A 22,868-nucleotide genomic window follows, 5' to 3' on the forward strand; every position below is an offset into this window, starting at 1 on the left:
ACGGGTCAGAACCGGGCACGGCCCGACCGGACCACCCGCGCGACCATCGAATCCGCGACCTCCTCGGCCGTGATCGCGACCAGCAGATGGTCGCGCCAGGCACCGTCGACGTGCAGGTACCGGCGCAGCAGGCCCTCCTCGCGGAAGCCCGAATTCCGCAGCACGGCGCGCGATCCGGCGTTCTCCGGGCGCACCGTCGCGTCCACGCGGTGCAGGCGCAGCGCGCCGAAGCAGTGATCGACGGCGAGCGCGACCGCCGCCGTGGCCACCCCGCGGCCGGTCACCCGCCGATCCACCCAGTACCCGACCCACGCGCTCTGCAGCTGCCCGCGCGTGATGTTCCCGATGGTGATCTGGCCGGCGTAGGCACCGTCGACCTCGATGACGAGCGGGACGATCGTCCCGGACCTGGCCTGCGAGCGCAGGGAGGCGCACAGCGGCGTCCACTGCGAGGCCGCGTGCCGCCGTTGCCAGTTCACCTCGCCCGACGGTTCCCAGGGTTCCAGTTCCGCCCGGTTCAGCAGCCGTAGCCGCGACCACTGCCGGCCGTCGCGGGCGCGGATCGGCCGCAGCCGCACGACGCCGGCGGCGGTGGTGAGGGGCCCGAGCTCGACCTGCCAGTTCGCTCCGAACACCGACGTCAGCCGCGCTGGGCGAGGAAGGCGACGACCACGTCGTCGCCCGCCCGGACCTCGGTGACCTCCGGGTCCACGACGATGAGGCAGTTCGCCTCGGCCAGGCTCACCAACAGGTGGGAGCCGTTGTCGGGGATCGGGGCGACCATGAACTCGCCGCTGTCCTCGTCGCGCATGAGCTGGCCGCGCACGTACTCGCGGCGGCCGGCCGGCGACTGGTGGGACGCGGCGCTCTTGGCCGTCACCAGGCGCCGCATCGGCTGCCGCTTGCCGAGCGCGATGCGGATCAGCGGCCGCACCATCACCTCGAAGGCGACGAGCGCGCTCATCGGGTTCGAGGGCAGCAGGAAGGTGGGCACCTGATCGTCGCCGAGAGTGCCGAAGCCCTGGACCGACGCGGGGTGCATCGCGATGCGCTCCACCGCGAGGTCGCCGAGCTCGGCCAGGGCGGCCGTGATGTCGTCGGAGGCGCTGCCGCCGAGCGCGGAGGTCACGATCACGACCTCGGAGCGCTGCAGCTGCGCCTCGACGGCCTCGCGCACCCCGTCGGTGGTGACGATGCCGACGCGGTGCACCTCGGCGCCGCAGTCGCGGGCGGCGGCGGCCAGCGCGTAGGAGGCCACGTCGTAGACCTGGCCGGCACCGGTGTCGCGGTCGACGTCGACGAGCTCGCGGCCCACGGAGATCACGGCGACACGGGGCCGCGGGTGCACGGAGACCTTGTCGCGCCCGACGGCGGCGAGCAGGCCCACCTGCGCGGGCCCCACGACGGTGCCGCGGCGCACGGCTACGTCGCCCGGCTGCACGTCGTCGCCCGTGCGACGGACGTACTGCCCGGACCGGACCGCATGTCCGACACGGACTTTCGACAGGCCACCGTCGGTCCACTTGTCGGGCAGGACGGCGTCGGCGAGCGTGGGCAGCGGCGCGCCGGTCTCGACCTTGACGGCCTGGCCCGGCTGCAGCCGGATCGGCTGGCGGTTGCCCGCGCGGACCTCGCCGACGACCGGCAGCGAGACGACGATCTGCTCGCCGGTCTCCTCGTCGGTCTCGCCGGCGCTCGCCACGTCGACGGAGCGCACGGCGTACCCGTCGATCGCGGCCTGGTCGAACGCGGGGAGGGCGTTCTCGACGACCACTTCCTCCGCGCACATCAGGCCCTGCGCCTCGGAGATACCCACGCGCACCGGCCGCGGCGCCACCGCCGCCGCCGTGACCCGTGCCAGATGGTCCTCCACGGAGCGCATGCTCTCGGCCTCCTACAGCGTCAGTCTCGGTTCAGGCGATCCTGCAGCCAGTCGCGCAGGTCGGGACCGTAGTCGTCGCGGTCCAACGCCAAGTCAACCGCAGCCTTGAGGTAGCCCCCGGGATTTCCGAGGTCGTGTCGGGTTCCGCGGTGCACGACCACGTGCACCGGATGCCCCTCGCTGATGAGCAGCGCGATGGCGTCGGTCAGCTGGATCTCGCCGCCGGCGCCCTTGTCGATGCGGCGCAGCGCGTCGAAGATCGCCCGGTCCAGCAGGTATCGGCCGGCCGCCGCGTAGTTCGACGGGGCGTCCTCGGCCTTGGGCTTCTCGACCATGCCGTTGACCTTGAGCACGTCCGGGTTGGCGGCGTCGGGCACGATCTCGACGTCGAAGGCGCCGTAGCTGCTGATCTGCTCCGGGCTGACCTCGATCGCGCACAGCACGGAGCCGCCGCGCTTCTCGCGGACCTTCGCCATCGTCGTGAGCACGCCGATGGGCAGCACCAGATCGTCGGGCAGCAGGACGGCGACGGCGTCCTCGTCGTCGTCGAGGACCGGCTCGACGCAGGACACGGCGTGCCCCAGGCCCAGCGGCTTCTCCTGGATGACGGCCTCGGCGTGGATCAGGTTCGGGGCGCGGCGCACCTTGTCGAGCATCGCGGTCTTGCCGCGCTTCTCCAGCGTGCCCTCGAGGACGAGGTCCTCGACGAAGTGGGCGACCACGCCGTCCTTACCGGGGCTGGTGACGATGCAGAGCCGCTCCGCACCGGCGGCCGCGGCCTCCTCGGCCACCAGCTCGATGCCGGGGGTGTCGACCACCGGGAGCAGCTCCTTCGGCACCGTCTTCGTCGCGGGGAGGAAACGGGTACCGAGGCCTGCAGCCGGGACGATCGCGGTCTTCGGAATGGACGGCGCGTTGCTCATTCCCTCACCTTAGGCTAGGTCACGTGACGGTAACGATCCGAGTGGCTGTGAATTCGCCGCATGAGCACTGAGTCCAAGACCGCGTGGCGCGCGCGATTCCGGCGCGGTCGCGCCGCTCTGACGGACGCTCAGCGGGCGGAGGCCGCGGCGGCGTTGACGTCCGTTCTGGCCGCATTGGACCTGGGTGAGACGGTCGCGGCATACGTGCCGGTGGGTTCCGAGCCCGGCTTCGTCCTCGACGGGAGGGTGCTGCTGCCGGTGACCCCGCCGGAGCCGGGGCCGCTCGACTGGGCGTGGTCGGGCTCACTCGTCCCCGGCCCCTTCGGACTCCTCGAACCGGCGGGGCCGCGGCTGGGCGCCGATGCCGTGGCCTCTGCGTCGACGGTGCTGCTGCCCGCGCTGGGCTGCTCGCGGGAGGGGGTACGACTCGGGCGGGGAGCCGGCTACTACGACCGCTCCCTGCGCCCCGGCCCACGGCTGATCGCGGTGGTCTACGACGACGAGCTGGTGGACTCGCTGCCGTCGGAGCCCACGGATGTGCCGGTGCACGCGGCACTGACCCCGTCGGGGTTGGTCGAGTTCGCGCCGTGAATCCACGGCTGAGAGCGTCAGGAGGCCGAATCCGGCTTCGTGACGCTGTGAGCCGTGGATTCACGGCGCCGGTCACACCAGCAGGCGGGAGATGTACTTCTCGCCGTAGACGCGCAGGGCGGCGGTGTCGCTGATGTCCAGGCCGGTGGGCGAGTTGGACAGCAGCGACCCCGTGATCCGCAGCATCAGGTCCACGACGGAGCAGAGCTCGGCGTAGTCTTGCTCGGCGCCGGTGTTGCGCAGGCGGATCACGATGCCCTGGATGAGCAGGTCCCACACGCCGCGCGGGATGCGCAGGAAGTACTCGGGCTCGGCGGCCAGCACCTTGGACACGGCCATGTTCGACTCGGCCTGCTCGATGCTGAGCACGAACACCTCGACCAGCGTCTGCTGCGGCGTGTACCCGACGATGGTCTTGTCGAGCTTGCGGCGCAGGGTGCGGATCTCGATCGCGACGACGCGGGCGATCAGCTGGTCGCGGTTGGGGAAGATCCGGTACAGCGTGCTGCGGGACACGTGCGCCTGCTTGGCCACCTGGTCCATGCTGACGCCGGGGATGCCGTTCGCGGCGATCACCTCACGTGCCGCGTCCACGATCCGCCGCGCAGGTGAGGGAACCGTCATAGCGGTATCGTATCCGCTCACATCCTTGGCACTCGAATCGCAGGAGTGCTAAATCGAGGGGTAGAATCGCGAGGTGCCTACCTATTCGTATCAGTGCAAGGAGTGCGGCGAGGCCTTCGACGCCGTCCAGTCCTTCTCCGACGATCCGTTGACCGTGTGCCCCAACTGCGGCGGCCCGCTCCGGAAGCTGTTCAACTCCGTGGGCGTCGTCTTCAAGGGCAGCGGCTTCTACCGCACCGATTCCCGCAGCTCCAAGGCCGATACGACGGCCAAGCCGGAGAAGAAGTCGGACACGGCGGCGAAGGTCGACAAGGCCACCAGCTCGTGACGCACGTCTTCGACGAGGCGACGGCCGTCGAGCCGATCGCCGGCGGTTTCCGCGCTCAGACGCACCCGGCCTACAACAACATGGTCGGCCCGTTCGGCGGGATCACCGCCGCCACCGTCGTCGCGGCCCTGCAGGCGCACCCCGAGGCGCAGGGCCACCCCCTGAGCCTCACGCTCAACTTCGCCGCGCCCATCAAGGACGGCGCCTGGGACGTCGCGATCACCGTGCTCCGCACGAACCGCACCAACCAGCACTTCACGTACGTCATCAGCCAGGACGACGGTGCCGTCGCCTCCGGTACCGCGGTGTTCGGCACCCGCCGCGACACCTGGAGCGACACCGAGACGCCCGTCCCCGAGGTCGGGGCGCCGGAGGACCACGCCGAGCTGTCCATGCCGGAGTTCGTCGAGTGGGCGAAGAACTACGAGACCCGCTTCGTCGCGGGCAGCCTGGAGATGGACGGCCCGCAGGACGCGTCGACGACCACCATGTGGCTGCGCGACAAGCCGGCGCGCGCCCTGGACTACCCGGCGCTGGCCTCGATCTCCGACTCGTTCTTCCCGCGGATCTTCCTGCGCCGCGGCACGTACGTCCCGGCGGGCACCATCTCGCTGACGACCTACTTCCACGCGAGCCCCGCGGAACTCGAGCAGCAGTCCGACGACTACCTGCTCGCCACCGCCCGCGCGGCCCGCTTCGGGCACGGCCATTTCGATCAGTACGGCCAGGTCTGGGGCCGGAACGGCGCGCTGCTCGCGACCACGCATCAGATCGTCTACTACAAGGATCCGCAGGCCTGATCGGAGCGTTCCTCCACAGGTTCGGGGTTATCCACAGGCGCCTCGTTTCCGACGGTGCCGGGGCGCGGCACCGTCGTAGCCTCCGGGCATGGACTCCTTGCAGCCGACCGGGGCGGAACGGATCCGGGCCGCACTGCGGCCCGGCTGGGCACGCACGCTGACGGCCCGGCGGGCGGCCGCGGCGGCGCTCGCCGTGCTCGCGCTGATCGTGGCCGTCACCAGCCGCCCGAGCGGCCCGCAGGCGCAGGTGCTGGTGGCCGCGCGCGAGCTGGGGCCGGGCGGCCGGCTCACCGTCGAGGACCTGGCGGTGCGCACCGTGCCCGCGGAGCTCGCGCCGCAGGACGCGCTCACCGGACCCGACGATGCCGTCGGCCGGTCGGTGACGGGGCCCGTCGGCGCGGGCGAGATCCTCACCGGCCGCCGCGTGCTCACCGACCGCACGGCCGGGTACATCCGCCCCGGATCGCGGCTGGTCCCGGTCTCGCTGCAGGACGCGGCCACGATGGACCTGCTCCGCGCGGGCGACGTGGTCGACGTGGTGGCGCAGCGCAAGGACGACTCCCCCGCGGTGCTGGCCCGCTCGGCGACGGTGGCCGTGGCCGCGGCGCCGCAGGCCACGCGGCAGCAGGCCCGCACGGCGATGCTCGCGATGTCGGAGTCGGAGGCGCACGCCGTGGCGGCCGCGGCGCTCAGTTCCCCGCTGTCGGTGGTCTTCCGGTGAGGTCAGCCGACGCGGTAGGTGAGCTCGCGGATCAGCCACGTCTGGCGCTCCCGCGCGACGTCCGCCGCGGCGGGGCCGTAGTAGTAGCGCAGGTACTGCTCGCCGGCGCGGCGCTGGGCCCGGGTGGGCAGCGTGGCGAGTTCGGCGGGCGGGGCGAGTTTCGCCGCCTCGGGCGTGGTGATGGCGCCCTGCAGCCACCGTCGCTGCTCGAGGATCATCCACCACCAGGCGCCGCCGAGCAGGGTCAGGGTGACGGCGCACTTGAGGAGGATCAGCGCGAAGGCGATCATCGGGTTGTCGCCGCTGGGCGCGTTCCACCAGAAGTGCATCAGGTAGGAGAGCGCCACCGCCAGGGCGGCCAGCGCGGGGCGGCTCCGCAGCAGCGCGAGGCCGAGCGCGAAGAAGCCGGTGTACACCCCGTGCGACTGGAAGCCGAAGAGCGCGCGGAGCAGTGTCACGGTGAGCGCACCGGCGGCGTCGGACTGGGCGTCGCGCAGCGCGAAGGTCATCGCGTAGGTGAGGTTCTCCACCACCTGGAAGCCGAGGCCCGCGAAGGCGCCGACGGCGAAGATCTGCAGGGGCCGGCGCAACCGGTCGCGGAACATCACCAGCAGCAGGGCGACGCCGGCGCCCTTGATCGTCTCCTCGTCGAGCGGGCCGACGAGGGCCGCGCCCCAGACGGTGGCGCCGGGATCGTCGAGGACGTCGCTCACGGCGTCGGAGGCGAAGCCGTTGATCTGCAGCGACAGGCCGCACGCGCCGATCGCTCCCCAGGCGAAGGCGAGCGCCCACGCGCTGCGGACCTGAGCGTGGGAGCGATCGAGCGCCCAGATGATCACCGCGATCACTGCGGCCGCGAGCACGATGATCGGCAGCGCCACGGCGATGGCGGTGCCGGGCTCGGCGAGCCGCGGCACCATGTCGCGCGCGAGCACGTAGCCGCCGCACACCAGGCCGGCCGCGAACACCCAGAAGGAGATCGTGGTCATCCGCGCGCGCATCAGACCTCCCGCATCGACTGGACGAGCGCGGTCAGGTCGGGCACAGCACCGTCGGGCGGGCGCAGCGTGAGCACCGTGACCAGCAGTGCGTCCCGACCGACCACCGCGCACTCCCCCGCCCGGCCGCCGCCGGTAGCGGTGCAGCTGCGGCCCGTGAAGTCGGCACCGCGGAGCTCGCCGGTGAAGCGCGCGTCGACGCCGCCGGCTTCGAACTCGCGCAGGCGGCGCGGGGCGGCGGTGTCGAAGTCGGTCATGCCGGTGGTGAGACGCACGGACAGCGAGCTGCCGGTGGCGTGGGTGAAGCGCGCGACGTCGGCCCGGCCGGACGGCACCTTCTCCCAGCCCGACGGTGCGCGGAAATCGACCCCGGCGTACTCGTTTCCGACGCGATAGGGCTGGTCGGCGACGGGCGTGTGCGGCGTGGGCACGGCGCGTTCGATCCCGAACCACCCCGCGGCGAGGCCGCCGACGGCCAAGATCACACCGGCCGAAACGCCCGCGTCCACTGCGCGGATTCGATTCATACGGCTAGCATAAGTCCGAAATTGCATCACGCGTCACTGGCGTTACAACCTCACGAAGGACACTCGATCATGCTCAAGGGATTCAAGGACTTCCTCCTCAAGGGCAACGTGCTGGACCTCGCGGTCGCCGTTGTCGTCGGTGCCGCGTTCACCGCGATCGTCACCGCGTTCACCGAGAACATCGTGCAGCCGCTCATCGCCTCGATCGGCGGCGGCAAGGACGTGCAGGGCCTCGCGTGGCAGATCGTCAGCGGCAACGACAAGACCATCGTCGACTTCGGCGCGGTGATCACGGCGGCGATCAACTTCATCCTCGTCGCGGCCGTCGTGTACTTCATCCTGATCCTGCCGTACGAGGCGCTCAAGAAGCGCAGCGGGAGCACCGCCGGTGAGGACGAGGTGGACGTGCTCGTCGAGATCCGCGACCTGCTCGCCGCGCAGGCCGCGCAGCCGCAGGGCGGCGCGCACTCGGTCACCGAGCTTCCGCCCACGGGCCAGTTCCCCTCGCAGAAGCCGCAGATCTAGGCCCAGCTACAACCGAAATCCGGCCTCCCCCACGCGGGGAGGCCGGCTTTCGTTTCCGGTCCGACGGTGCCGTCGGCTCTCGTTCGACTCCACGGCAACCGCATCAAACTCAGCCATCCCCAAGTCGGACCAACGAGAATCCCCTGACACATCGGGCGACGCTACTCACAGCTACCGAACTCCCAGAAGTCGAGAACGTAGTGCTTGAACGCACCGTCAACCAGGGGAGTCCACGCGCCTTCGCTGTTGGTCTCCGTAAACATGCTTACGTCGACCTTCGTGCCCGGCCACAAAGTGGTGGAAGGAGACGCCGTGGAGGCCTCCCAATGGCCAGTCACCATCTTCTTGAGAGTGCACGGGCCGCTGGCGTTCGCTGCTGGCGTTGCGCCCACACCGCCACAAACTGCCAGCACGATAGCGAGTCCCGATGAGATCAGCGCCTTCTTCATCAAACACCTCCGCAGCATGAGTAATTACCAGCGCTATCTTAGCTCTCATCTGCTCGCCTGCGATGAGATCGTGAACTCACGGTCATCGTGGTGTGCGCACTTTCAGACCAAGCGCATCTGGCATCAAGACGAAAGCCGGCCTCCCCACGCGGGGGGCCGGCTTTCGTTTCCGGTCCGACGGTGCCGTCGGCTCGCATCAGCCGAGGGTGAAGCGATCGCCCCAGAGGATCACGCGGCCCTTGCTGTCGCCGACCTGGGCGCGGACGATCACGTACAGGCGGGCCTGCGCGTAGCCGGCGCAGCCGTCCACGCCGATCGTCTGGTCGCTGTAGGCGAAGCTGCCACTCGAGCCGGTGAAGTCGAAGCTGGTGGACGGTGCCGCCCAGTCCGGGTCGATCTCGTCGCCCGGCTTCGGCCAGGTCGAACGGTCGTACGTCAGCGACTGTGTACCGATCGAACCCGCCGCGAGCGAGAGGGACGCGCCGGTCGAACCCGTCACCGAGGGTTCGATCGTCGGGCCGTTGAAGCCGACCGAGGCGCCGGACGCCGCCTCGACACCGGCTTCGACGCCGGCCGTTCCGACATCGATCTGGCAGCCCACGGCGTACCCCGCCTCGATCGAGCCGCCGTCGGCATCGGCGCCGTTCACCTTGACGCTGACCGTTCCCGACACCCAGGCATTGCGCGTGGTGGGCAGTGCAACCATGCCGGGCGACAGCTTGGCGCGCTGCCCGGTGACGGAGACGGTGATCGAGCCGGATCCCGCCTTCACCGTCTGCGAGGCGTTCCGCAGCGGGATGACAGTATCGGCGCTAGCCGTAGCGGGCACGAGCAGCGCAGCGGTCACGGCGCCTGCCGTGGCGAGCGCCGCCGCAGCGAGGGAGATTCTCGGGGTCATGTACCCAGTCCTTTCGTACGCCGGCTGAGCTTCGCCGACGATTGAGAGGAAGCTACCAGCCGAAAAACGCCCAAACCGCCCGTGGAAACGCTGAGTTAACACTGACGGGAAGCTGTAACAGAATAGGCACTTTCTGAGGACTCCGGAGGGTTTCGGGCCGCAAACGACGGATCGCCCGCCCCAATCAGGGCGGGCGATCCGTCGGTCGGAGCTATTCGCCGTCGTTCGCCGCCTCGCCGCCGGTGCCGGGCTCGGCTTCGCCGGTCGAACCCGCGCTGCCGGACGGCTGCGAGTCGCCACTCCCTGTGGGCGCGGTCGGCTCCTGCGTCGTCGGCGCAGTCGGCTCCGCGGGCTTCGTCCGGTCGGGGCGGTCGAACAGGTCACGGACGGCGCCGATGAGATCGCGCCCCGTCGCCCCGTCGCCCGTCCCCGAGCCACCGGTTCCCGGGGTCGGCACAGTGGAGCCGGCCTGCGACGAGCCCTCAACCTCGGGTGCGCCCGAGCCTGAGCCGCTGAGTGTCTTGACGAGAGGCTTCGCGGGCTTGGCCCCCGTCTCGGCCGCAACGCCACCGGCCGCCGAGCGGTCGGCCGCGGCGTCGGGCAGGGTCGGCACGCCGGGAACGACGGCGCCGATCGCCTTCAGGTCGTACTCGAGGATCTGCCCCGGCAGCGCGACCACGTTCCCGGCCAGCTCGGTGAGGTAGCCCTGGATCGCCTGCGCCGCGCCGGCGAAGTCGCCCCGGAGCGCCTTCTTGTTCACGGCGTCACTCACCGCCTGGAAGATGTTCGCACTCAGCGGGACGCCGTCCTTCTCCTTCGTCTGCCCCTCCTTGAGCGGCTTACCGTCCGCACCGACGTACTCGCCGGCGTCGTTCGTCTTGTAGCCGACGGTGACGAACGCGGCGAGCCTGGCCTGGTCGAAGTTCTTCAACGGGATCCCCGCGACGGTCAGCAGGCTCCCGACGGTCGGCAGCGCGAACGGGCTCGCATCAGCCGGGGACGCGGCCGCCCGAACCGCGGTCGCGGTCGGGGCCGGCTTGGGGAAGAAAGCCCCCACGTTCAGGTTGATCAACGCCGCCGGGAGGGCGATCACCTTCGAGGCGAGCTGGGCCAGGTAGTTCTGGATCTGCGCCGCGGCGGCAGCGAAGTCACCCTTCAGCGCCACCTTGTTCACCGAATCACTGATCGCCTGGAAGATGTTCACGTTGACCGCCACGCGATTGTCGGCGACGTACTTCGCGTAGTCCGCGTCGGACTCGCCCACCGCCTTCTCCCGAAGCGGCTTATCGTTCTTGTCCACCAACTTGCCGGCGGCGTTCGTCTTGTAGCCCGTGAAGACGAACGCGGACGTCCGAATCAGCTCGAAGTTGCTGAAGGGAAGCGCGAGCACCTTGAGCGGGTCGGGCGCGAACGACTCCAGAGCGGGCAGCTCCGGCAACGCGGCGGCCTGCTGCGCGGAGACGACGGCCGCGGGCGCGGGCGCAGAGGTGGCGGCGACGGCGTTCGCGCCGACCGGGGTCGCGATGATCGCGGCCGCGGTCACCGCGGCGGCCAGCGAAGTGGTGCGCTTCATTGTTGTTAGTTCCCCTCAGTTCAATCTCAGGCGATTCCTACCTGTTCCTGAAAAATAGCACCGCACATGGGGGAAGAAATACGAAGTACGGAAAGTCGGTTGAGCTATCCATTACCAAGCAATAAAAAGAGTTCTGGCCCCTGGGAGCGATACCCACGGTGGCGGCTTTCGACATTGCACCAGCAATTCGCCGACGGTTCCGAAACCGGACAAGGAGACACCGACGTGACTCCTGCGCGAACGACTCTGTCGCGCGTCGGTGCACGTCATTCGGCTGACGAGTGACGCCCCGCCACGCGTATCCGTACCTAGCGCGCTCCGGACTACAGAAAAGCGCATCGCGCGCCCCGGGAAGCCCGAGACGCGCGATGCGCTGATGTGAAGCGGAGCGACTACTTTGCCGTCGAGCCTGCCGATGAATCCGATGCGCTCGACCCCTCCGAGGCCGAGGAGTCCGACGCGCTCGAGTCGCTGGTGGGCTTCGACTCCGCGGCCGGCTTCGACTCTGCAGCGGGCTTCGCATCCGCCGTCGGCTTCGACTCCGCAGCGGGCTTCGCATCCGCCGTCGGCTTCGAGTCGACAGTGGGCTTCGACTCCTCGACGACCGGCTTGGTCTCCGTCGGCGTCGACTCGACCGGCTTGGTCACCGTCGGCTCGGCGGCCGGCGTGGTCACCGTCGGGGTCGACTCGACCGGCTTGGTCACCGTCGGCTCCGCCGCGGGCTTCGAGGTCTCGGAGACCACCGGCTTGGCGGTCTCCACCGCGGGCTTGGCGGCCTCGGCGGTCGGCTTGGTCGTCTCCACCACCGGCTTCTGCGCGACGGCCGTCTTGTCGGCGACGGACGTCACGAGGGACTCGTCGGTGGTAGCGACCGAGGTCCGCGACACCGCATCCGACGATGTGGTGGTCGGCGCGGCGACGCCCGGGGTCAGCGAGGCGATCAGCTTGTCGATCTTGTCCGACGCCGCCTTGATCTGCGCGCCCGGGAACTCGACGATCGTGGTCACCGACTTGGACACGGCGTCGACCACGAGGTTGACGGCATCGCCGAACTTGCCCTGGAAGATCGCCTGGGGGACCGAGGTGAGCAGGCCGTAGAAGTTCTTGTAGATCGACAGTGCCGCCTGGCCGCCGGCGTACGCGGTCGCGACCGGGATGCCCAGGACGTCGAGCCCTGCGGTGATCGGGTTCGGCTTGGCGGCGGTGTCGGACGAGACCGTGGCCGCAGCCTTGGGCGCCTCGGCCGCCTTCGGGCCCGCGCCGGTGGCGATCCAGGTCAGCGAGTCCGTGACCGCCTTCTGGAACAGGCTCGGGACCGAGCCGAACTCGCCCTTGAAGATGGCCTGCGGCACGGAGGTGAGCATCTTGTACCAGATGGTGTAGACGCCCTGGCTGGTCTGCAGGACGCGGTAGACCGCCTGCACCGGAAGCCCGGCGAGGTTGAGGAGATCGGTCACCGACTTCGGCACCGTGGGCAGCTCGACAGCAGCCTGCGAGCTCGCAGCGGAAGCAGCAGCGGTGGCGCCCTGAACGGCCTCGTCGGTGACGACGACGAAGGTGCCGAGCGCGGCCGGAACGGCGGCGGCCGCATTCGCAACCGCGGGAGCCGCGGCGATGTTCTTGAGCACCGCGGCGGGGGTCGCGATCGTGCTCGCGACGGTGGCGGCCGGGGTGGCGGTGGGTGCGGAGGTCGCGGCGACGGCGCCGGAGACCGGTGCGATGGCGACGGCGGCGGCAGCCACGATCGCGGTGACGGAGGTGAGGGAGGTGGCCTTCGTGTTCATTGGTGTCAGCTTCCTTGAGGACGGATGCAGCGCCCGGGATTCATGCAGTACAAGCCGGGCGGCGCCGTGCCCGATTTGTACGTTGGTACCAATCTGTTGAGACACAGAAGGCGGTGCCCGAATGGACACCGCCTTCTAGCGTGTGGTGGCTATCAGCCCAGGGTGAAAGGCTTGCCCCAGAGGAACACCGTCGACTGCGTGTTGCCCGACTTCACCTTGACCTTGGCGAAGAAGCGGGCCTGCGCGTAGCCGGCGCAGCCGTCGACGCCGATGGTCTGCTCGGTGTACGCGAGCGAACCCGAGGAGCCCTTGAACTTGAAGCCGGTGCTCGGATCGGCCCAGTCGGGGGAGATCTCGTCACCCGGCGACGGCCAGGTGGCGCGGTCGTAGGTCAGCATCTGTGTGCCGATGCTGCCCGCGGCCAGCTTGATCGACGCACCGGTGGTGGCGGTGACCTTCGGCTGGATGGTCGGGCCGTTGAAGCCGACCGACGTGCCCGACTCGCCGGTGACGCCGGCAGTCACGCCAGCGGAGCCGACGTCCACCTGGCAGCCCACGGCGTAACCGGCGGCGATGGAGCCACCGTCGGGCTTGCCGCCGTTGATCTTCACGGAGACCAGGCCCGAGACCCACGCGTTGCGGGTGGTGGGCAGGGCGACCATGCCGGGCGAGAGCTTCGCGCTCTGGTTGGTGATGGTGACGACGACGTTCGAGTCGCCCACCTTGTTGGAGACGCTGCCGTTGGGCAGCGGGATGAAGGTGTCGGCGTTGGCCACACCTGTGGAGACGGTGCCGAGCGCCACGCCGGCCGCGGCGGCAACGACGGCGCCGCGGATCGCGATGTTCTTCATTGAAATGACATTCCTTCGGGAATCGCCGCCCCGCAGGGCGGGCAAGAGAGAGTCAGGTCGGTCGGAGAATCAGCCCAGCGAGAACGGCGCGCCGTACAGGAAGCCCTGGATACGGTTGCTGCCCTTGATCTCGACCCAGGTCACGACGCGCGCCTGCGCGTAGCCCGAGCAGTGCTTGATGTCGATGTTCTGGTCCTTGATCGACACGTTGTAGGTGCCGGCCTTGGTGAACTTGATCGAATCCGTGGAGCCGATCTGGTCGCCACGGCCGTAGCCGGTGACGCTCGAGGTCGCGCCCGGGCTCAGCGGAACAGACAGCGTGGCACCCGCGCCACCGAGGCTGGCGCTGGGGCCGCCCGAATCGAGGCCAGCGCCGGGGCCGGTGACCTTGCCCTCGACACCGATCGCGCCGGGGAACTGGCAGCCGACGATGACGCCGACGCCGAGCTTGCCCTGGATGTCCTTGGCGTCGGCGGGAGCCGAGACCGTGACGGAGCCGTTGGACGTGTACCACGCGGTGCGCGACTGCGCCGTGGCCAGCGAGCCCTGGATCGCCGACGAGTTGCCGGTCGACTTCAGGACGACGCTCCAGCCAGCGGGGGCCGGGACGGTCTTCTGACCACTGGGCAGCGGGCCGGCGTTGGCCGATCCAGCCGCGACCGAGGCAGCAGCAGCCACCGCGATCGCAACGACGCCAGCGCGCCCTGCAACCTTGCTCATCTTGCTCATTCGTTCCCCTCACCAGGAATCATGGTGTGACGCTCCGGTAGGAGCGCCGGCCGGCGACTCACCCAGCCGCCCTGCCGAATCCTGCGCTTCGTCTCAGCTCAGGATCACTATCGGTTCCCCGGAAGTCTTCGCTGACCTTCGGTTCTCGCGGAGCATATCCTCAGTTTTCCAGGTCGCGCAACGCTTTCGATCTTCGTAAATGATGAGTTCGTGAACCTTTTCATCGCGATCGCGAATCTCGTACTCATGCGTCGACCTGCACTTCTTAGGTTGCACTCACCGAAAACGGTCATCTACCTGCATGAAACTTAGGGTGGGCTTCGTCCTTAGAGTTCACTCAGATACACCAGAGCCGTAACCTGACCGTTTCACTGGGCGGGCGTGTCCTTAGTCACACTACCAGCAGGTTTGCGGTTTCAACGACGCTAGCCGCCGTGGTGCGGCGGGCGGTTCTCGCGATACCACCGCTCGGTCGGGTCACCGTCGGACCCGGAACGGCGAGACGCCGCGCCCGGGCGGGGCGCGGCGTCCTTCGATCCTCGGCCGGAGCCGGAATCGGGCAGATCGTCCTTGGTCTGTGAGGGCAGGACGTCCCCGAAGATCCGCGCGACATCGCGCGCGGAGTACTTCCGGGGAGCGGGGCCCTCGGGGGTGGAGCCGGGCTCGGACATCACCGGGCCTGGTCGTCGCCGCCCGCGATGTGGCGGATCACGTGGGTGGCGAGCGGCGTCAGCGTCGCCATGCCGTCGCGGATCGCCGCGCGCGAGCTGGCCAGGTTCACCACCACCGTGCTGCCGGAGACGCCGGCCAGCCCACGGGAGAGGCCCGCGTCGGTCGCGCCCGCGGCGAGCCCCGACGAGCGCAGCGCCTCGCAGATGCCGGGCAGCTTCTTGTCGAGGATCTCCTCGGTGGCCTCCGGCGTCACGTCGCGGGCGCCCACGCCCACGCCGCCGATGGTCACGGCCAGGTCGACGCCGCCGATCACCGCGGTGTTCAGCGCGTTGCGCACGTCCACCTCCTCGGCGGGGACGACGACCACGGCGTCCACCTCGAAGCCGGACTCCTCGAGCAGCTCCGTCACCAGCGAACCCACCGACTTACCCGCGCCGGACGCGCGGGAGGCGCCGGGCTGCAGGTGGTCGTCGACGACGATCACGAGGGCACGGCCGATCACCCCGGCCCCGTCGAGGGCGGCGTCATCGAGGGCCGGCACGTCCAGCACGTCGTCCTCCAGCCACTCGGCGTCCGCTGCTCGGCTCTGGCTCATCTCCGCGGTCATCTTCGACTCCTCCGTCACTTGTCCAACTTATCGAGCGTCACCTGCTTGGTCACCGGACTCGTACTACTCGGGCTATCGAGGTAGGTAACGGTCACGGTAGCCCCCGGCGGGTAGGCGCGCACGGCGCCGATCAATCCATAGCCGTCGCTGATCTGCAGCTGGTCGATCTTCGTCACCAGCGCACCCTTCGGGATGCCGGCCCGACCGAAGGCGCCCGTCGACGAGACCTCCGCCACCAGCGCGCCCGGCCGGCTCACCGAGGCCCGCGGGTCCACCGTGACGCCGACCGCAGCGTGCGTCGCCGAGCCCGACTCCATCAGCTCCTTGCTGATCCGCTGCACCTGGTTCGAGGGGATCGCGAAGCCCAGGCCGATGCTGCCGCCCTGCTGCCCCGTCAGCCTCGAGCCGCCGAGCGTCGCGATCGACGAGTTGATGCCCACCAGCCGGCCCGTCATGTCGACCAGGGCGCCACCCGAGTTGCCCGGGTTGATCGCCGCGTCGGTCTGCACCGAGTTGATCACCGTCGCCTGGTCGGAGTCCTTGCCGCTGGTCGCCACCGGGCGGTTCAGCGCCGAGACGATGCCGCTGGTCACCGTGCCCGCGAGGCCCAGCGGGGCGCCCACGGCCACGACCTCCTGGCCGACGGTCAGCTTGCCGCTGTCGGCGAAGGTCAGCGGCTTGAGGTCGCGCTTGTCCGTCTGGATCACCGCGAGATCGGTGATGGGGTCCGCGCCCACCACGGCGGCGTTGCTCACACTGCCGTCGGAGAAGGAGACCGTCAGCTTGCCGTTCCCGGCGATGACGTGGTTGTTCGTCACGATCTTGCCGTCCGCGCTGATCACCACGCCCGACCCCGACGACTCCGAGGTCCCCGCCTGGTTGTCGATCGACACCACTGCCGGCAGCACGCCCTGCGCCACGTCCTGCACCGAGCCCTTGACCACGGGCGGCGCGTCACCGCCGGACACCGTCACCGTCGGCGACGAATCGTTCCCGCCCCACACGAGGTACGCCCCGGTCACCGAGAGCAGCGACGCGATCAACGCGATCGCCACGCCCATCGCGACCAGCGCACCCATCCCGGGCCCGCGCGCGGGCGTCGTGGTCACCGCGGGCAGGACGCCCGGCCCGGGGTAGCCCGACGGTGCGCCGCCCGGCGCCGGGTAGGCGCCCGAGTACTGCTGCGTGGGCCGGTACTGGCCCTGCGCGGCGGGCTGGCCCGGCTGGCTCGCCTGGCTCTGCGCACCGGGCTGGCTCGGCTGGCCGTACTGCCCGGCCGGCTGCCCCTGCTGATAGGGATTCTGCGGACCCTCGGTCATGGAGCCCCCTCCTTCGTGTTCTTCCCCGCCAAGACTGCATACGCCTTCTGTGAAGTGCCTGTGAGCAGATTGTCACTTCCCCCGCAGCAGGCGCAGGCGGGGTTCCCGCTGCACCACCTGCGGGGCCCGGCCGCCCGCGACCGGGCTGCCGGGGATCTCGAGGCGCAGGAGCGCGCCGCCACCGTCGGCCGTGCCGACCGCGACGGAACCGCCGTGCCGCTCCACCACCTGTTTGACGATCGCGAGGCCCAGGCCGGAGCCGGGCATCGAGCGGCTCGCCATCGAGCGGTAGAAGCGTTCGAAGACCAGCTCCCGGTCCTCCTCGGGGATGCCGGGCCCGCTGTCGGCGACGCTGAGCGCCGCCCGGTCGACGCCGATCTCGGCGAGCTCGACCCGCACCACGGAACCGTCGGGCGAGAACTTCGCCGCGTTGTCCAGCACGTTCACCACCGCGCGGCCCAGGCCGCCGTGGTCGCCGTAGACGTACCAGGGCGCGCTCGTGACGTCGAAGCGGACCGTCGGGCGACGGCGCTCCACGCGCTCGACCGCCTTCTGCAGGATCTCCTCGAGGTCGACCTCCTCGTTGACGGCCTCGGGCGCGTCCTCGCGGGCGAGGTCGACGAGGTCGCCGACCAGCGTGGTCAGCTCCTCCACCTGGGCGAGGACGTCGTCGGAGAGCTCCTTCATGTCATCCTCGGGGATCGGCGGCGCGCCCGGCTGGTTCGCGGCGACGAGCAGCTCGACGTTGGTCCGCAGGCTCGTGAGCGGGGTGCGCAGCTCGTGGCCGGCGTCGGCGACGAGGCGGGCCTGCCGGTCGCGCGACTCGGCGAGGGCCTGCAGCATCGTGTTGAAGCTGGTGGTCAGCCGCGCCAGCTCGTCGCGGCCCACCACGGGGATCGGAGTGAGGTCGTCGGTGCGGGCCACCCGCTCCGCGGCCTCGGTGAGCCGCTGCACGGGTCTCAGGCCCCCGCGCGCGACGGCGGTGCCCGCGATCGCCGCGAGCACGATGCCGCACGCGCCGACCACGACGAGCACCGTGCCCAGCTCGCTGAGCAGGTTCTTCGTCGGGGTGAGGTCCTCGGCGACGATGATCGTGACGCCGTTGTCGAGGCGCCGCGCCATCACCCGGGTGTCGCCCTCGGAGCGCAGCGACTGGGCGAGCTTGCCCGAGATCACGTCGCGCTCCGGCTGCCCGATGGGGACCTGCCCCGACGGGCCCGAGTGGTACGGCGTCCCGTCGGGATAGACGACCATCGTGCGGTTGACGGACATGTCCGGCCGGAACATCAGCATCATCATCACTGTGGTGAACTGCGTGACCGGCGAGCTCATCGCCGGCGCCACTGAGTCCACCTGCTGGTGCAGCCGGTTGTCGACGTCCGCGTACATCGCCCGCTTGACCACGAAGAACGCCGACGCCGCCATGAGCGCCACCGTGATGCCCACGACGGCCGCGGCCAGCAGCGTGACGCGCCAGCGGAAACTGACGTTGCGGGTGACCGGGTTCGGGTCGCGCATGGGACGACGGTCCCGGACCTGCCGGTCGCGGGCCTCCGGGCGGGCGTGCCGCGGCAGAGGGCCGGACGTCGTCGGAACGCGCCCCGTCATCGGATCACGGCGGGGTCTCGCGCAGGACGTACCCGACGCCCCGCACGGTGTGGATCAGGCGGCTCTCCCCCTCGGCCTCCGTCTTGCGGCGCAGGTAGCCGACGTACACCTCGAGCGCGTTCCCCGAGGTCGGGAAGTCGTAGCCCCAGACCTCCTCGAGGATGCGGCTGCGGGTGAGCACCCGGCGCGGGTTGCTCATGAGCATCTCGAGCAGGCTGAACTCGGTGCGGGTGAGGCTGATGCTCCGCTCGCCGCGGAGCACCTCGCGGGTGGCCGGGTCGAGGCTGAGGTCCTCGAACTTGAGCACCTCGTTGTCGGCGCCGGCGTCGGGGGTCGCGCGGCGCAGCAGCGCCCGCATCCGGGCCAGCAGCTCCTCCAGCGCGAAGGGCTTGGGCAGGTAGTCGTCGGCGCCGGCGTCGAGTCCGCTGACCCGGTCGCTCACGGCGTCGCGGGCGGTGAGCACGAGGATCGGCAGGTCGTCGCCCGCGCTGCGCAGGCGGCGGCACACCTCCAGACCGTCGATCCGCGGCATGTTCAGGTCCAGGACCAGCGCGTCCGGGCGGTTGCTCGCGATGTGATCGAGCGCGTCCTGCCCGTCGACGGCGGTGTCCACCTGGTACCCGTTGAAGGTCAGCGAGCGGCGCAGGGACTCCCGCACCGCACGATCGTCGTCGACCACCAGAATTCGCATAGTCCACAGTCTTACCGAAGTCGTGTGTGAATTGGCTTAAGGGGTGCTTGTCGGCACTCGGCCCTGAGCGAACAACCGGTTCAGCGGCGGAAGCCCCGCCTGCACGCCTTGAGGAAGCGGCCGGCCACGTCCTCGGGGGCGACGGGCACGCGCCAGCCCTGCCACAGCGCGAGCAGGCGGAAGCCGGAGGCCAGCACCGCGCCGACCAGGAGCGCGCGGGAGTCGGTGGCGCCCCAGGAGGCGGCGAGCACCGTCGCGCCGGCGCCGGTGAGAGCCGGGATGGCGTAGAGGTCGCGCTCCTGGATGAGCAGCGGCACCTCGTTGACCAGGATGTCGCGCAGCACGCCGCCGCCGAGGGCGGTGGTGATGCCGATGAGCGCGGCGGCGAACGGGCTGGCGTCATGATGCAGGGCCGTCAGAGCGCCGGTGGCGGAGAAGACGCCCATGCCGATCGCGTCGAGCACGAGCACGGAGTTGCGGAGCCGGCCGAACTGCGGGTGGAAGACGAAGACGAACGCCGCCGCGATCGACGCGGTGGTGATGTTCTCCCAGCCCTGGAAGGAGGCGGGCGGGTGGATGCCCAGCAGCACGTCGCGGGCGACGCCGCCGCCCACGCCGGTGAGCGCCGCGAGGGTCCACACGCCGAACAGGTCGAGCCGCTTGCGGACGCCGATGAGCGCGCCGGAGGCGGCGAAGACCGCGATCCCCGCGTAGTTCAGCACCGCCAGCAGCACGTATGCCCCCTCGGATACACCTCAAGAGCGGGTCGGCACCAGGCCGACCCGCTCTTGGGGGAAAGATCAGTTAGCGGCGGTCGAGATCGACCAGGCCCAGCTTCGCGGCGCGCACGAGGCGACGCGGAACCAGGTGGGTGCGGCCGCCGACCTGCACGGCCTGCAGCTCGGGGTTGTTCGCCTTCCACTGCGAGCGGCGAGCATGCGTGTTCGCCCGCGACATACGGCGCTTCGGTACAGCCATGATTCTTCCTAACGGTCCTCGGAACAAGTCTTCGACGCGAGCCCGAGGGCTACCAACGTCACAAGCACTGAAGTCTACCGTCCCGCGGCCCGCCCGCCAAAACGTGCGTACTTCTCCTGGAACTTCTGCACCCGGCCGGCGGTGTCGACGACGCGCTGCTTGCCCGTCCACAGCGGATGCGAATCGCTGGTCACATCCACGACGATCAGCGGATACGTCTCCCCGTCGACCTCGACGGTGCGCGTCGACGTCGCCGTGCTGCGGGTGACGAAGATCTTCCCCGTCGACGAGTCCTGGAACGCGATCGGTCGGTACTCGGGGTGGATTCCCTGCTTCATCGGTTCTCCTTCTGTTCAGCCTCGGCCTCGGTGCCGGGGGTCAGGTCTTCGCACGGGTCGGCGTGCATCTCGCCGAAGGGGTCGTGCCAGCCGGCCCACGCGTCGGGGCCGGCGGCGAACTCCTCGGGGGTCAGCTCGGCCCACCGCAGGGTCTCCGCGATCTGCGCGGGGTCGGCCCCGGCCGCCAGCACCACCAGGTCGGTCCGACGGTCCCCGTACGCCTCGTCCCAGGCCGCCGACGCCATCGCCCACCGCTCGGGCGAGCCGTCGCCGCCGGCCGCGAGCCACCGTCCGGCCGCGCCCACGCGCAGGCCGGCGCCGGCGGACTCCAGCCAGAAGGCCTCGTCGGGCGTGGTGGCGAGCCAGATGCGCCCGCGGGTGTGGACGACACCGTCGAGCAGCACGTCGATCGCCTCGTGGAAGCGGCCGGGGTGCAGCGGGCGGCGGGCACTGAACTCGATCAGCCGGACGTCACCGTCGGGATCGAGGGGCGGACAGCCGGGCAGGAGCGGGCCGAAGGGCTCGATGGGCGCGCGCGGGATCGCCAGGCGCGGCAGCAGGCCGTCGAGCGGGGCGCGCTCGCGGGCGATCGGGGCGCCCGGCGCGAGGCGGCGCAGCACCGCGCGCAGCCGGGCGGGGTCGGGGCTGTCGCCGGTCACGACCAGCAGGTCCGCGCTCTGCGCGTGCCCGACGGCCAGCTGGGCGACGGTGCGCTCGTCGTCGTCCGGCACCGGGAAGCGCTCGCCGAGATCGTCCTCGCCGAGGGCGTCGTCGAGCCAGGTCGCGCCGTCGACGAAGCCGATCGTGCCGGTCACCTCGACGTCGCGCGCGGCGGGGCCGGGCACCGCGCCGACCATCTCCACGATCACGTGCTCAATGGCGTGCCGCACGGCGTCGGCCTCGAGGATCGGGTCGAGCCGCACGACGATGCGCCGGACGCCCACCCGCCGGTGCAGCGTGCGGAGCAGCGGCAGCAGGTCCTCGCGGAGCGTGCACGAGACGCAGCCGTGCGCGAGCTCGAGCAGGGCGACGCGCTCCTCGGCGGTCCCGTCGGGCCGGACGGTGGCCTCCGAGCGCACGACCAGGCCCTCCCTCAGGCCGGACAGGTCGTGATGCACGACGACGGTGCCGGGCTCGGCCAGCTCGAGCGCGCGCTCCTGCCCACCGAAGCCCGTCAGGAGCAGGACCGGAGTTCTCTTGGAAATGATTCCCATTTCCAGTACGTTACCTTATCGACAATCATTCGCAAGAAGGAGAACCATGTCCGCACACTGCCAGGTCACGGGTCGGGCGCCCGGCTTCGGCAAGCGGGTCTCGCACAGCCACGTGCGCACGAACCGCCGCTGGGACCCGAACATCCAGCGCCGCCGCTACTACGTGCCGTCGCTCGGGCGCACGGTCACGCTCCGGGTGTCCACGAAGGGCATCAAGACCATCGATCGCCGCGGCATCGACGCCGTGGTCGCCGACATCCTGTCCCGAGGGGAGAAGCTGTAAATGGCCCGCAACGAGATCCGACCGATCATCAAGCTCAAGTCCACCGCCGGCACCGGGTACACGTACGTGACCAGGAAGAACCGCCGCAACGACCCCGACCGCATGGTGCTGCGCAAGTACGACCCCGTGGTCCGGCAGCACGTCGACTTCCGGGAGGAGCGCTGATGGCCACGAAGGCGAAGATCGCCGCCAACGAGCGGCGCAAAGTCCTGGTGGCACGGCACGCGGAGCGTCGCGCCGAGCTCAAGCAGGTCATCGCGCGCCCGTCGACCTCGGCGGACGAGCGCGCGGCCGCCGTGAGCGCGCTCGCGAAGCTGCCCCGCGACAGCTCGGCGACGCGCGTCCGCAACCGCGACGCCGCCGACGGCCGCCCGCGCGGCCACCTGCGCAAGTTCGGGCTGTCCCGGGTGCGCGTGCGGCAGATGGCGCACGACGGTCAGCTGCCCGGCGTCCGGAAGTCGAGCTGGTGATGGCACGTCGACCCCTGCGCACCCCGCCCGCGCGGCGCGGCCTCGTCCGCGTGCCCGAGGGCGCGCTCGACTACAAGAACGTCACCTACCTGCGCACTTTCCTCAACGAGCGCGGCAAGCTGCGCTCCCGCGCGGTGACCCGGCTCTCGCCGCAGGACCAGCGCGCGCTCGCGCTGGCGGTGAAGAACGCCCGCGAGATGGCGCTGCTCCCCTACTCCTCGAAGAAGTAGCTCCTCACGATGTCGCGTTCTGCGGCGGTACACCTGCACGTGCGCACGCGTACCGCCGCAGAACGCCGAATCGTGAGGAACACCCTCGCGGCCGGGCGCACATGCACGGGCGACGCGTGCGTGCCGGCGAGGAGTGCAGGTGCTCCGCCGCTCTGCTCTCGGATTCTGTCCAGAATGGACAGCGCACCGCCGCGGACAGCGGACGAGTCGCCGTCGTCCCCCGCGCCGCGGCGACGTCCCACACGCCGCGGTTGC

Annotated in this window: 30 protein-coding genes; 9 read left to right on the forward strand and 21 right to left on the reverse strand. The window is 70.4% G+C overall.

The window, feature by feature from the left end; genetic code table 11:
- Positions 1-5 precede the first annotated feature (5 nt).
- From LB823_RS10645 to LB823_RS10655, 3 genes are read right to left on the reverse strand one after another with little or no spacing between them, the layout of a single operon-like run.
- Complete coding sequence (locus tag LB823_RS10645; protein WP_224647028.1) at positions 6-635, reverse strand: GNAT family N-acetyltransferase; 630 nt, start codon at positions 633-635, stop codon at positions 6-8.
- 5 nt (positions 636-640) lie between these two features.
- A complete protein-coding gene (gene glp, locus LB823_RS10650; protein WP_224647030.1) occupies positions 641-1,882 on the reverse strand; it encodes a gephyrin-like molybdotransferase Glp in 1,242 nt (413 codons plus the stop codon).
- Between the two features lie 20 nt (positions 1,883-1,902).
- Positions 1,903-2,805 carry a UTP--glucose-1-phosphate uridylyltransferase gene (locus LB823_RS10655; protein WP_224647032.1) on the reverse strand — a complete coding sequence of 301 codons (903 nt, stop codon included), beginning with the start codon at positions 2,803-2,805 and terminating at the stop codon, positions 1,903-1,905.
- A gap of 60 nt (positions 2,806-2,865) precedes the next feature.
- On the opposite strand from LB823_RS10655, the gene LB823_RS10660 reads away from it, so the two are divergent.
- Complete coding sequence (locus LB823_RS10660) at positions 2,866-3,396, forward strand: 5-formyltetrahydrofolate cyclo-ligase (protein WP_224647034.1); 531 nt, start codon at positions 2,866-2,868, stop codon at positions 3,394-3,396.
- Between the two features lie 72 nt (positions 3,397-3,468).
- Here LB823_RS10660 and LB823_RS10665 read toward each other — a convergent pair whose 3' ends face one another.
- A complete protein-coding gene (locus tag LB823_RS10665; protein WP_224647035.1) occupies positions 3,469-4,020 on the reverse strand; it encodes a TetR/AcrR family transcriptional regulator in 552 nt (183 codons plus the stop codon).
- Between the two features lie 73 nt (positions 4,021-4,093).
- Here LB823_RS10665 and LB823_RS10670 point away from each other — a divergent pair, with 73 nt between their 5' ends.
- The 3 genes from LB823_RS10670 to LB823_RS10680 all read left to right on the forward strand — a co-directional run bounded on the left by LB823_RS10670 (position 4,094) and on the right by LB823_RS10680 (position 5,869).
- Positions 4,094-4,348: an FmdB family zinc ribbon protein gene (locus tag LB823_RS10670; protein WP_224647037.1), complete on the forward strand. Its 255-nt coding sequence runs from the start codon at positions 4,094-4,096 to the stop codon at positions 4,346-4,348.
- The gene (locus tag LB823_RS10675; RefSeq protein WP_224647039.1) at positions 4,345-5,148 is read left to right on the forward strand and encodes an acyl-CoA thioesterase II; all 804 of its coding nucleotides are present in this window, start codon (positions 4,345-4,347) and stop codon (positions 5,146-5,148) included. The genes LB823_RS10670 and LB823_RS10675 overlap by 4 nt, the downstream gene beginning before the upstream one ends.
- Positions 5,149-5,236: 88 nt before the next feature.
- Positions 5,237-5,869 carry an SAF domain-containing protein gene (locus LB823_RS10680; RefSeq protein WP_224647041.1) on the forward strand — a complete coding sequence of 211 codons (633 nt, stop codon included), beginning with the start codon at positions 5,237-5,239 and terminating at the stop codon, positions 5,867-5,869.
- Positions 5,870-5,871: 2 nt separating this feature from the next.
- On the opposite strand, the gene LB823_RS10685 is transcribed toward LB823_RS10680, so the two are convergent.
- On the reverse strand, positions 5,872-6,858 hold the full coding sequence (locus LB823_RS10685) for a PrsW family intramembrane metalloprotease (RefSeq protein ID WP_224647042.1): 987 nt from the start codon (positions 6,856-6,858) through the stop codon (positions 5,872-5,874).
- A gap of 11 nt (positions 6,859-6,869) precedes the next feature.
- Positions 6,870-7,394, reverse strand: a complete 525-nt coding sequence (locus tag LB823_RS10690) for a hypothetical protein (RefSeq protein ID WP_224647044.1) — start codon at positions 7,392-7,394, stop codon at positions 6,870-6,872.
- Between the two features lie 69 nt (positions 7,395-7,463).
- Here LB823_RS10690 and mscL point away from each other — a divergent pair, with 69 nt between their 5' ends.
- Positions 7,464-7,919, forward strand: a complete 456-nt coding sequence (gene mscL / locus LB823_RS10695) for a large-conductance mechanosensitive channel protein MscL (RefSeq protein ID WP_224647046.1) — start codon at positions 7,464-7,466, stop codon at positions 7,917-7,919.
- 161 nt (positions 7,920-8,080) lie between these two features.
- Here mscL and LB823_RS10700 read toward each other — a convergent pair whose 3' ends face one another.
- The 15 genes from LB823_RS10700 to mrf form a co-directional block, all read right to left on the reverse strand.
- Positions 8,081-8,368, reverse strand: coding sequence for a hypothetical protein (locus LB823_RS10700; protein ID WP_224647048.1), 288 nt, complete (start codon positions 8,366-8,368; stop codon positions 8,081-8,083).
- A gap of 196 nt (positions 8,369-8,564) precedes the next feature.
- Complete coding sequence (locus LB823_RS10705) at positions 8,565-9,266, reverse strand: MspA family porin (RefSeq protein ID WP_224647049.1); 702 nt, start codon at positions 9,264-9,266, stop codon at positions 8,565-8,567.
- A gap of 211 nt (positions 9,267-9,477) precedes the next feature.
- A complete protein-coding gene (locus LB823_RS10710) occupies positions 9,478-10,839 on the reverse strand; it encodes a hypothetical protein (protein WP_224647051.1) in 1,362 nt (453 codons plus the stop codon).
- Between the two features lie 392 nt (positions 10,840-11,231).
- Positions 11,232-12,623 carry a hypothetical protein gene (locus LB823_RS10715; protein ID WP_224647052.1) on the reverse strand — a complete coding sequence of 464 codons (1,392 nt, stop codon included), beginning with the start codon at positions 12,621-12,623 and terminating at the stop codon, positions 11,232-11,234.
- 152 nt (positions 12,624-12,775) lie between these two features.
- The gene (locus tag LB823_RS10720) at positions 12,776-13,474 is read right to left on the reverse strand and encodes an MspA family porin (protein WP_224647053.1); all 699 of its coding nucleotides are present in this window, start codon (positions 13,472-13,474) and stop codon (positions 12,776-12,778) included.
- 69 nt (positions 13,475-13,543) lie between these two features.
- A complete protein-coding gene (locus LB823_RS10725; RefSeq protein WP_224647054.1) occupies positions 13,544-14,203 on the reverse strand; it encodes an MspA family porin in 660 nt (219 codons plus the stop codon).
- A gap of 425 nt (positions 14,204-14,628) precedes the next feature.
- Complete coding sequence (locus LB823_RS10730; RefSeq protein WP_224647055.1) at positions 14,629-14,874, reverse strand: hypothetical protein; 246 nt, start codon at positions 14,872-14,874, stop codon at positions 14,629-14,631.
- Positions 14,874-15,482 (reverse strand): molybdenum cofactor biosynthesis protein B, encoded by a 609-nt coding sequence (locus LB823_RS10735; protein ID WP_224647072.1) that lies wholly within the window; start codon positions 15,480-15,482, stop codon positions 14,874-14,876. Before LB823_RS10735 ends, LB823_RS10730 begins: the two co-directional genes overlap by 1 nt.
- A gap of 14 nt (positions 15,483-15,496) precedes the next feature.
- The gene (locus tag LB823_RS10740) at positions 15,497-16,801 is read right to left on the reverse strand and encodes a trypsin-like peptidase domain-containing protein (RefSeq protein ID WP_224647056.1); all 1,305 of its coding nucleotides are present in this window, start codon (positions 16,799-16,801) and stop codon (positions 15,497-15,499) included.
- 72 nt (positions 16,802-16,873) lie between these two features.
- Positions 16,874-18,319, reverse strand: a complete 1,446-nt coding sequence (locus tag LB823_RS10745; RefSeq protein WP_224647057.1) for a HAMP domain-containing sensor histidine kinase — start codon at positions 18,317-18,319, stop codon at positions 16,874-16,876.
- A gap of 94 nt (positions 18,320-18,413) precedes the next feature.
- Positions 18,414-19,100 (reverse strand): response regulator transcription factor, encoded by a 687-nt coding sequence (locus LB823_RS10750; RefSeq protein WP_224647058.1) that lies wholly within the window; start codon positions 19,098-19,100, stop codon positions 18,414-18,416.
- An 80-nt stretch (positions 19,101-19,180) separates the two neighbouring features.
- Entirely contained in the window at positions 19,181-19,834 is a 654-nt protein-coding gene (locus LB823_RS10755) for a trimeric intracellular cation channel family protein (protein ID WP_224647059.1), read from the reverse strand.
- A gap of 70 nt (positions 19,835-19,904) precedes the next feature.
- Positions 19,905-20,078, reverse strand: coding sequence for a 50S ribosomal protein L32 (gene rpmF / locus LB823_RS10760; protein WP_013127873.1), 174 nt, complete (start codon positions 20,076-20,078; stop codon positions 19,905-19,907).
- 74 nt (positions 20,079-20,152) lie between these two features.
- Positions 20,153-20,416: a type B 50S ribosomal protein L31 gene (locus LB823_RS10765; RefSeq protein WP_224647060.1), complete on the reverse strand. Its 264-nt coding sequence runs from the start codon at positions 20,414-20,416 to the stop codon at positions 20,153-20,155.
- On the reverse strand, positions 20,413-21,630 hold the full coding sequence (mrf, locus tag LB823_RS10770) for a ribosome hibernation factor-recruiting GTPase MRF (RefSeq protein WP_224647062.1): 1,218 nt from the start codon (positions 21,628-21,630) through the stop codon (positions 20,413-20,415). Before mrf ends, LB823_RS10765 begins: the two co-directional genes overlap by 4 nt.
- 46 nt (positions 21,631-21,676) lie before the next feature.
- Here mrf and rpmB point away from each other — a divergent pair, with 46 nt between their 5' ends.
- From rpmB to rpsR, 4 genes are read left to right on the forward strand one after another with little or no spacing between them, the layout of a single operon-like run.
- Positions 21,677-21,913 (forward strand): 50S ribosomal protein L28, encoded by a 237-nt coding sequence (gene rpmB / locus LB823_RS10775; protein ID WP_068574798.1) that lies wholly within the window; start codon positions 21,677-21,679, stop codon positions 21,911-21,913.
- On the forward strand, positions 21,914-22,078 hold the full coding sequence (gene rpmG, locus LB823_RS10780; RefSeq protein ID WP_013127877.1) for a 50S ribosomal protein L33: 165 nt from the start codon (positions 21,914-21,916) through the stop codon (positions 22,076-22,078).
- Complete coding sequence (rpsN, locus tag LB823_RS10785) at positions 22,078-22,383, forward strand: 30S ribosomal protein S14 (protein ID WP_224647063.1); 306 nt, start codon at positions 22,078-22,080, stop codon at positions 22,381-22,383. The genes rpmG and rpsN overlap by 1 nt, the downstream gene beginning before the upstream one ends.
- On the forward strand, positions 22,383-22,613 hold the full coding sequence (gene rpsR, locus LB823_RS10790; protein WP_224647065.1) for a 30S ribosomal protein S18: 231 nt from the start codon (positions 22,383-22,385) through the stop codon (positions 22,611-22,613). The genes rpsN and rpsR overlap by 1 nt, the downstream gene beginning before the upstream one ends.
- The last annotated feature ends 255 nt before the right edge of the window (positions 22,614-22,868 follow it).

Origin of the sequence: Tsukamurella sp. M9C, assembly GCF_020169415.1 — a bacterium.
Lineage (GTDB): Bacteria > Actinomycetota > Actinomycetes > Mycobacteriales > Mycobacteriaceae > Tsukamurella.

Excerpts from the sequence above, each read along its gene's own strand:
- glp (WP_224647030.1), bottom strand. The coding sequence starts at position 1,882 with ATGCGCTCCGTGGAGGACCATCTGGCACGGGTCACGGCGGCGGCGGTG.
- LB823_RS10655 (WP_224647032.1), bottom strand. The coding sequence starts at position 2,805 with ATGAGCAACGCGCCGTCCATTCCGAAGACCGCGATCGTCCCGGCTGCA.
- LB823_RS10730 (WP_224647055.1), bottom strand. The coding sequence starts at position 14,874 with ATGTCCGAGCCCGGCTCCACCCCCGAGGGCCCCGCTCCCCGGAAGTAC.
- LB823_RS10725 (WP_224647054.1), bottom strand. The coding sequence starts at position 14,203 with ATGAGCAAGATGAGCAAGGTTGCAGGGCGCGCTGGCGTCGTTGCGATC.
- rpmF (WP_013127873.1), bottom strand. The coding sequence starts at position 20,078 with ATGGCTGTACCGAAGCGCCGTATGTCGCGGGCGAACACGCATGCTCGC.
- LB823_RS10660 (WP_224647034.1), top strand. The coding sequence starts at position 2,866 with ATGAGCACTGAGTCCAAGACCGCGTGGCGCGCGCGATTCCGGCGCGGT.
- LB823_RS10680 (WP_224647041.1), top strand. The coding sequence starts at position 5,237 with ATGGACTCCTTGCAGCCGACCGGGGCGGAACGGATCCGGGCCGCACTG.
- LB823_RS10705 (WP_224647049.1), bottom strand. The coding sequence starts at position 9,266 with ATGACCCCGAGAATCTCCCTCGCTGCGGCGGCGCTCGCCACGGCAGGC.
- LB823_RS10720 (WP_224647053.1), bottom strand. The coding sequence starts at position 13,474 with ATGAAGAACATCGCGATCCGCGGCGCCGTCGTTGCCGCCGCGGCCGGC.
- LB823_RS10750 (WP_224647058.1), bottom strand. The coding sequence starts at position 19,100 with ATGCGAATTCTGGTGGTCGACGACGATCGTGCGGTGCGGGAGTCCCTG.
- LB823_RS10765 (WP_224647060.1), bottom strand. The coding sequence starts at position 20,416 with ATGAAGCAGGGAATCCACCCCGAGTACCGACCGATCGCGTTCCAGGAC.
- rpsN (WP_224647063.1), top strand. The coding sequence starts at position 22,078 with ATGGCCACGAAGGCGAAGATCGCCGCCAACGAGCGGCGCAAAGTCCTG.
- mscL (WP_224647046.1), top strand. The coding sequence starts at position 7,464 with ATGCTCAAGGGATTCAAGGACTTCCTCCTCAAGGGCAACGTGCTGGAC.
- rpmG (WP_013127877.1), top strand. The coding sequence starts at position 21,914 with ATGGCCCGCAACGAGATCCGACCGATCATCAAGCTCAAGTCCACCGCC.
- LB823_RS10685 (WP_224647042.1), bottom strand. The coding sequence starts at position 6,858 with ATGACCACGATCTCCTTCTGGGTGTTCGCGGCCGGCCTGGTGTGCGGC.
- rpsR (WP_224647065.1), top strand. The coding sequence starts at position 22,383 with ATGGCACGTCGACCCCTGCGCACCCCGCCCGCGCGGCGCGGCCTCGTC.
- LB823_RS10740 (WP_224647056.1), bottom strand. The coding sequence starts at position 16,801 with ATGACCGAGGGTCCGCAGAATCCCTATCAGCAGGGGCAGCCGGCCGGG.
- LB823_RS10745 (WP_224647057.1), bottom strand. The coding sequence starts at position 18,319 with ATGCGCGACCCGAACCCGGTCACCCGCAACGTCAGTTTCCGCTGGCGC.
- LB823_RS10700 (WP_224647048.1), bottom strand. The coding sequence starts at position 8,368 with ATGAAGAAGGCGCTGATCTCATCGGGACTCGCTATCGTGCTGGCAGTT.
- LB823_RS10735 (WP_224647072.1), bottom strand. The coding sequence starts at position 15,482 with ATGACCGCGGAGATGAGCCAGAGCCGAGCAGCGGACGCCGAGTGGCTG.
- rpmB (WP_068574798.1), top strand. The coding sequence starts at position 21,677 with ATGTCCGCACACTGCCAGGTCACGGGTCGGGCGCCCGGCTTCGGCAAG.
- LB823_RS10690 (WP_224647044.1), bottom strand. The coding sequence starts at position 7,394 with ATGAATCGAATCCGCGCAGTGGACGCGGGCGTTTCGGCCGGTGTGATC.
- LB823_RS10715 (WP_224647052.1), bottom strand. The coding sequence starts at position 12,623 with ATGAACACGAAGGCCACCTCCCTCACCTCCGTCACCGCGATCGTGGCT.
- LB823_RS10710 (WP_224647051.1), bottom strand. The coding sequence starts at position 10,839 with ATGAAGCGCACCACTTCGCTGGCCGCCGCGGTGACCGCGGCCGCGATC.
- mrf (WP_224647062.1), bottom strand. The coding sequence starts at position 21,630 with ATGGGAATCATTTCCAAGAGAACTCCGGTCCTGCTCCTGACGGGCTTC.
- LB823_RS10665 (WP_224647035.1), bottom strand. The coding sequence starts at position 4,020 with ATGACGGTTCCCTCACCTGCGCGGCGGATCGTGGACGCGGCACGTGAG.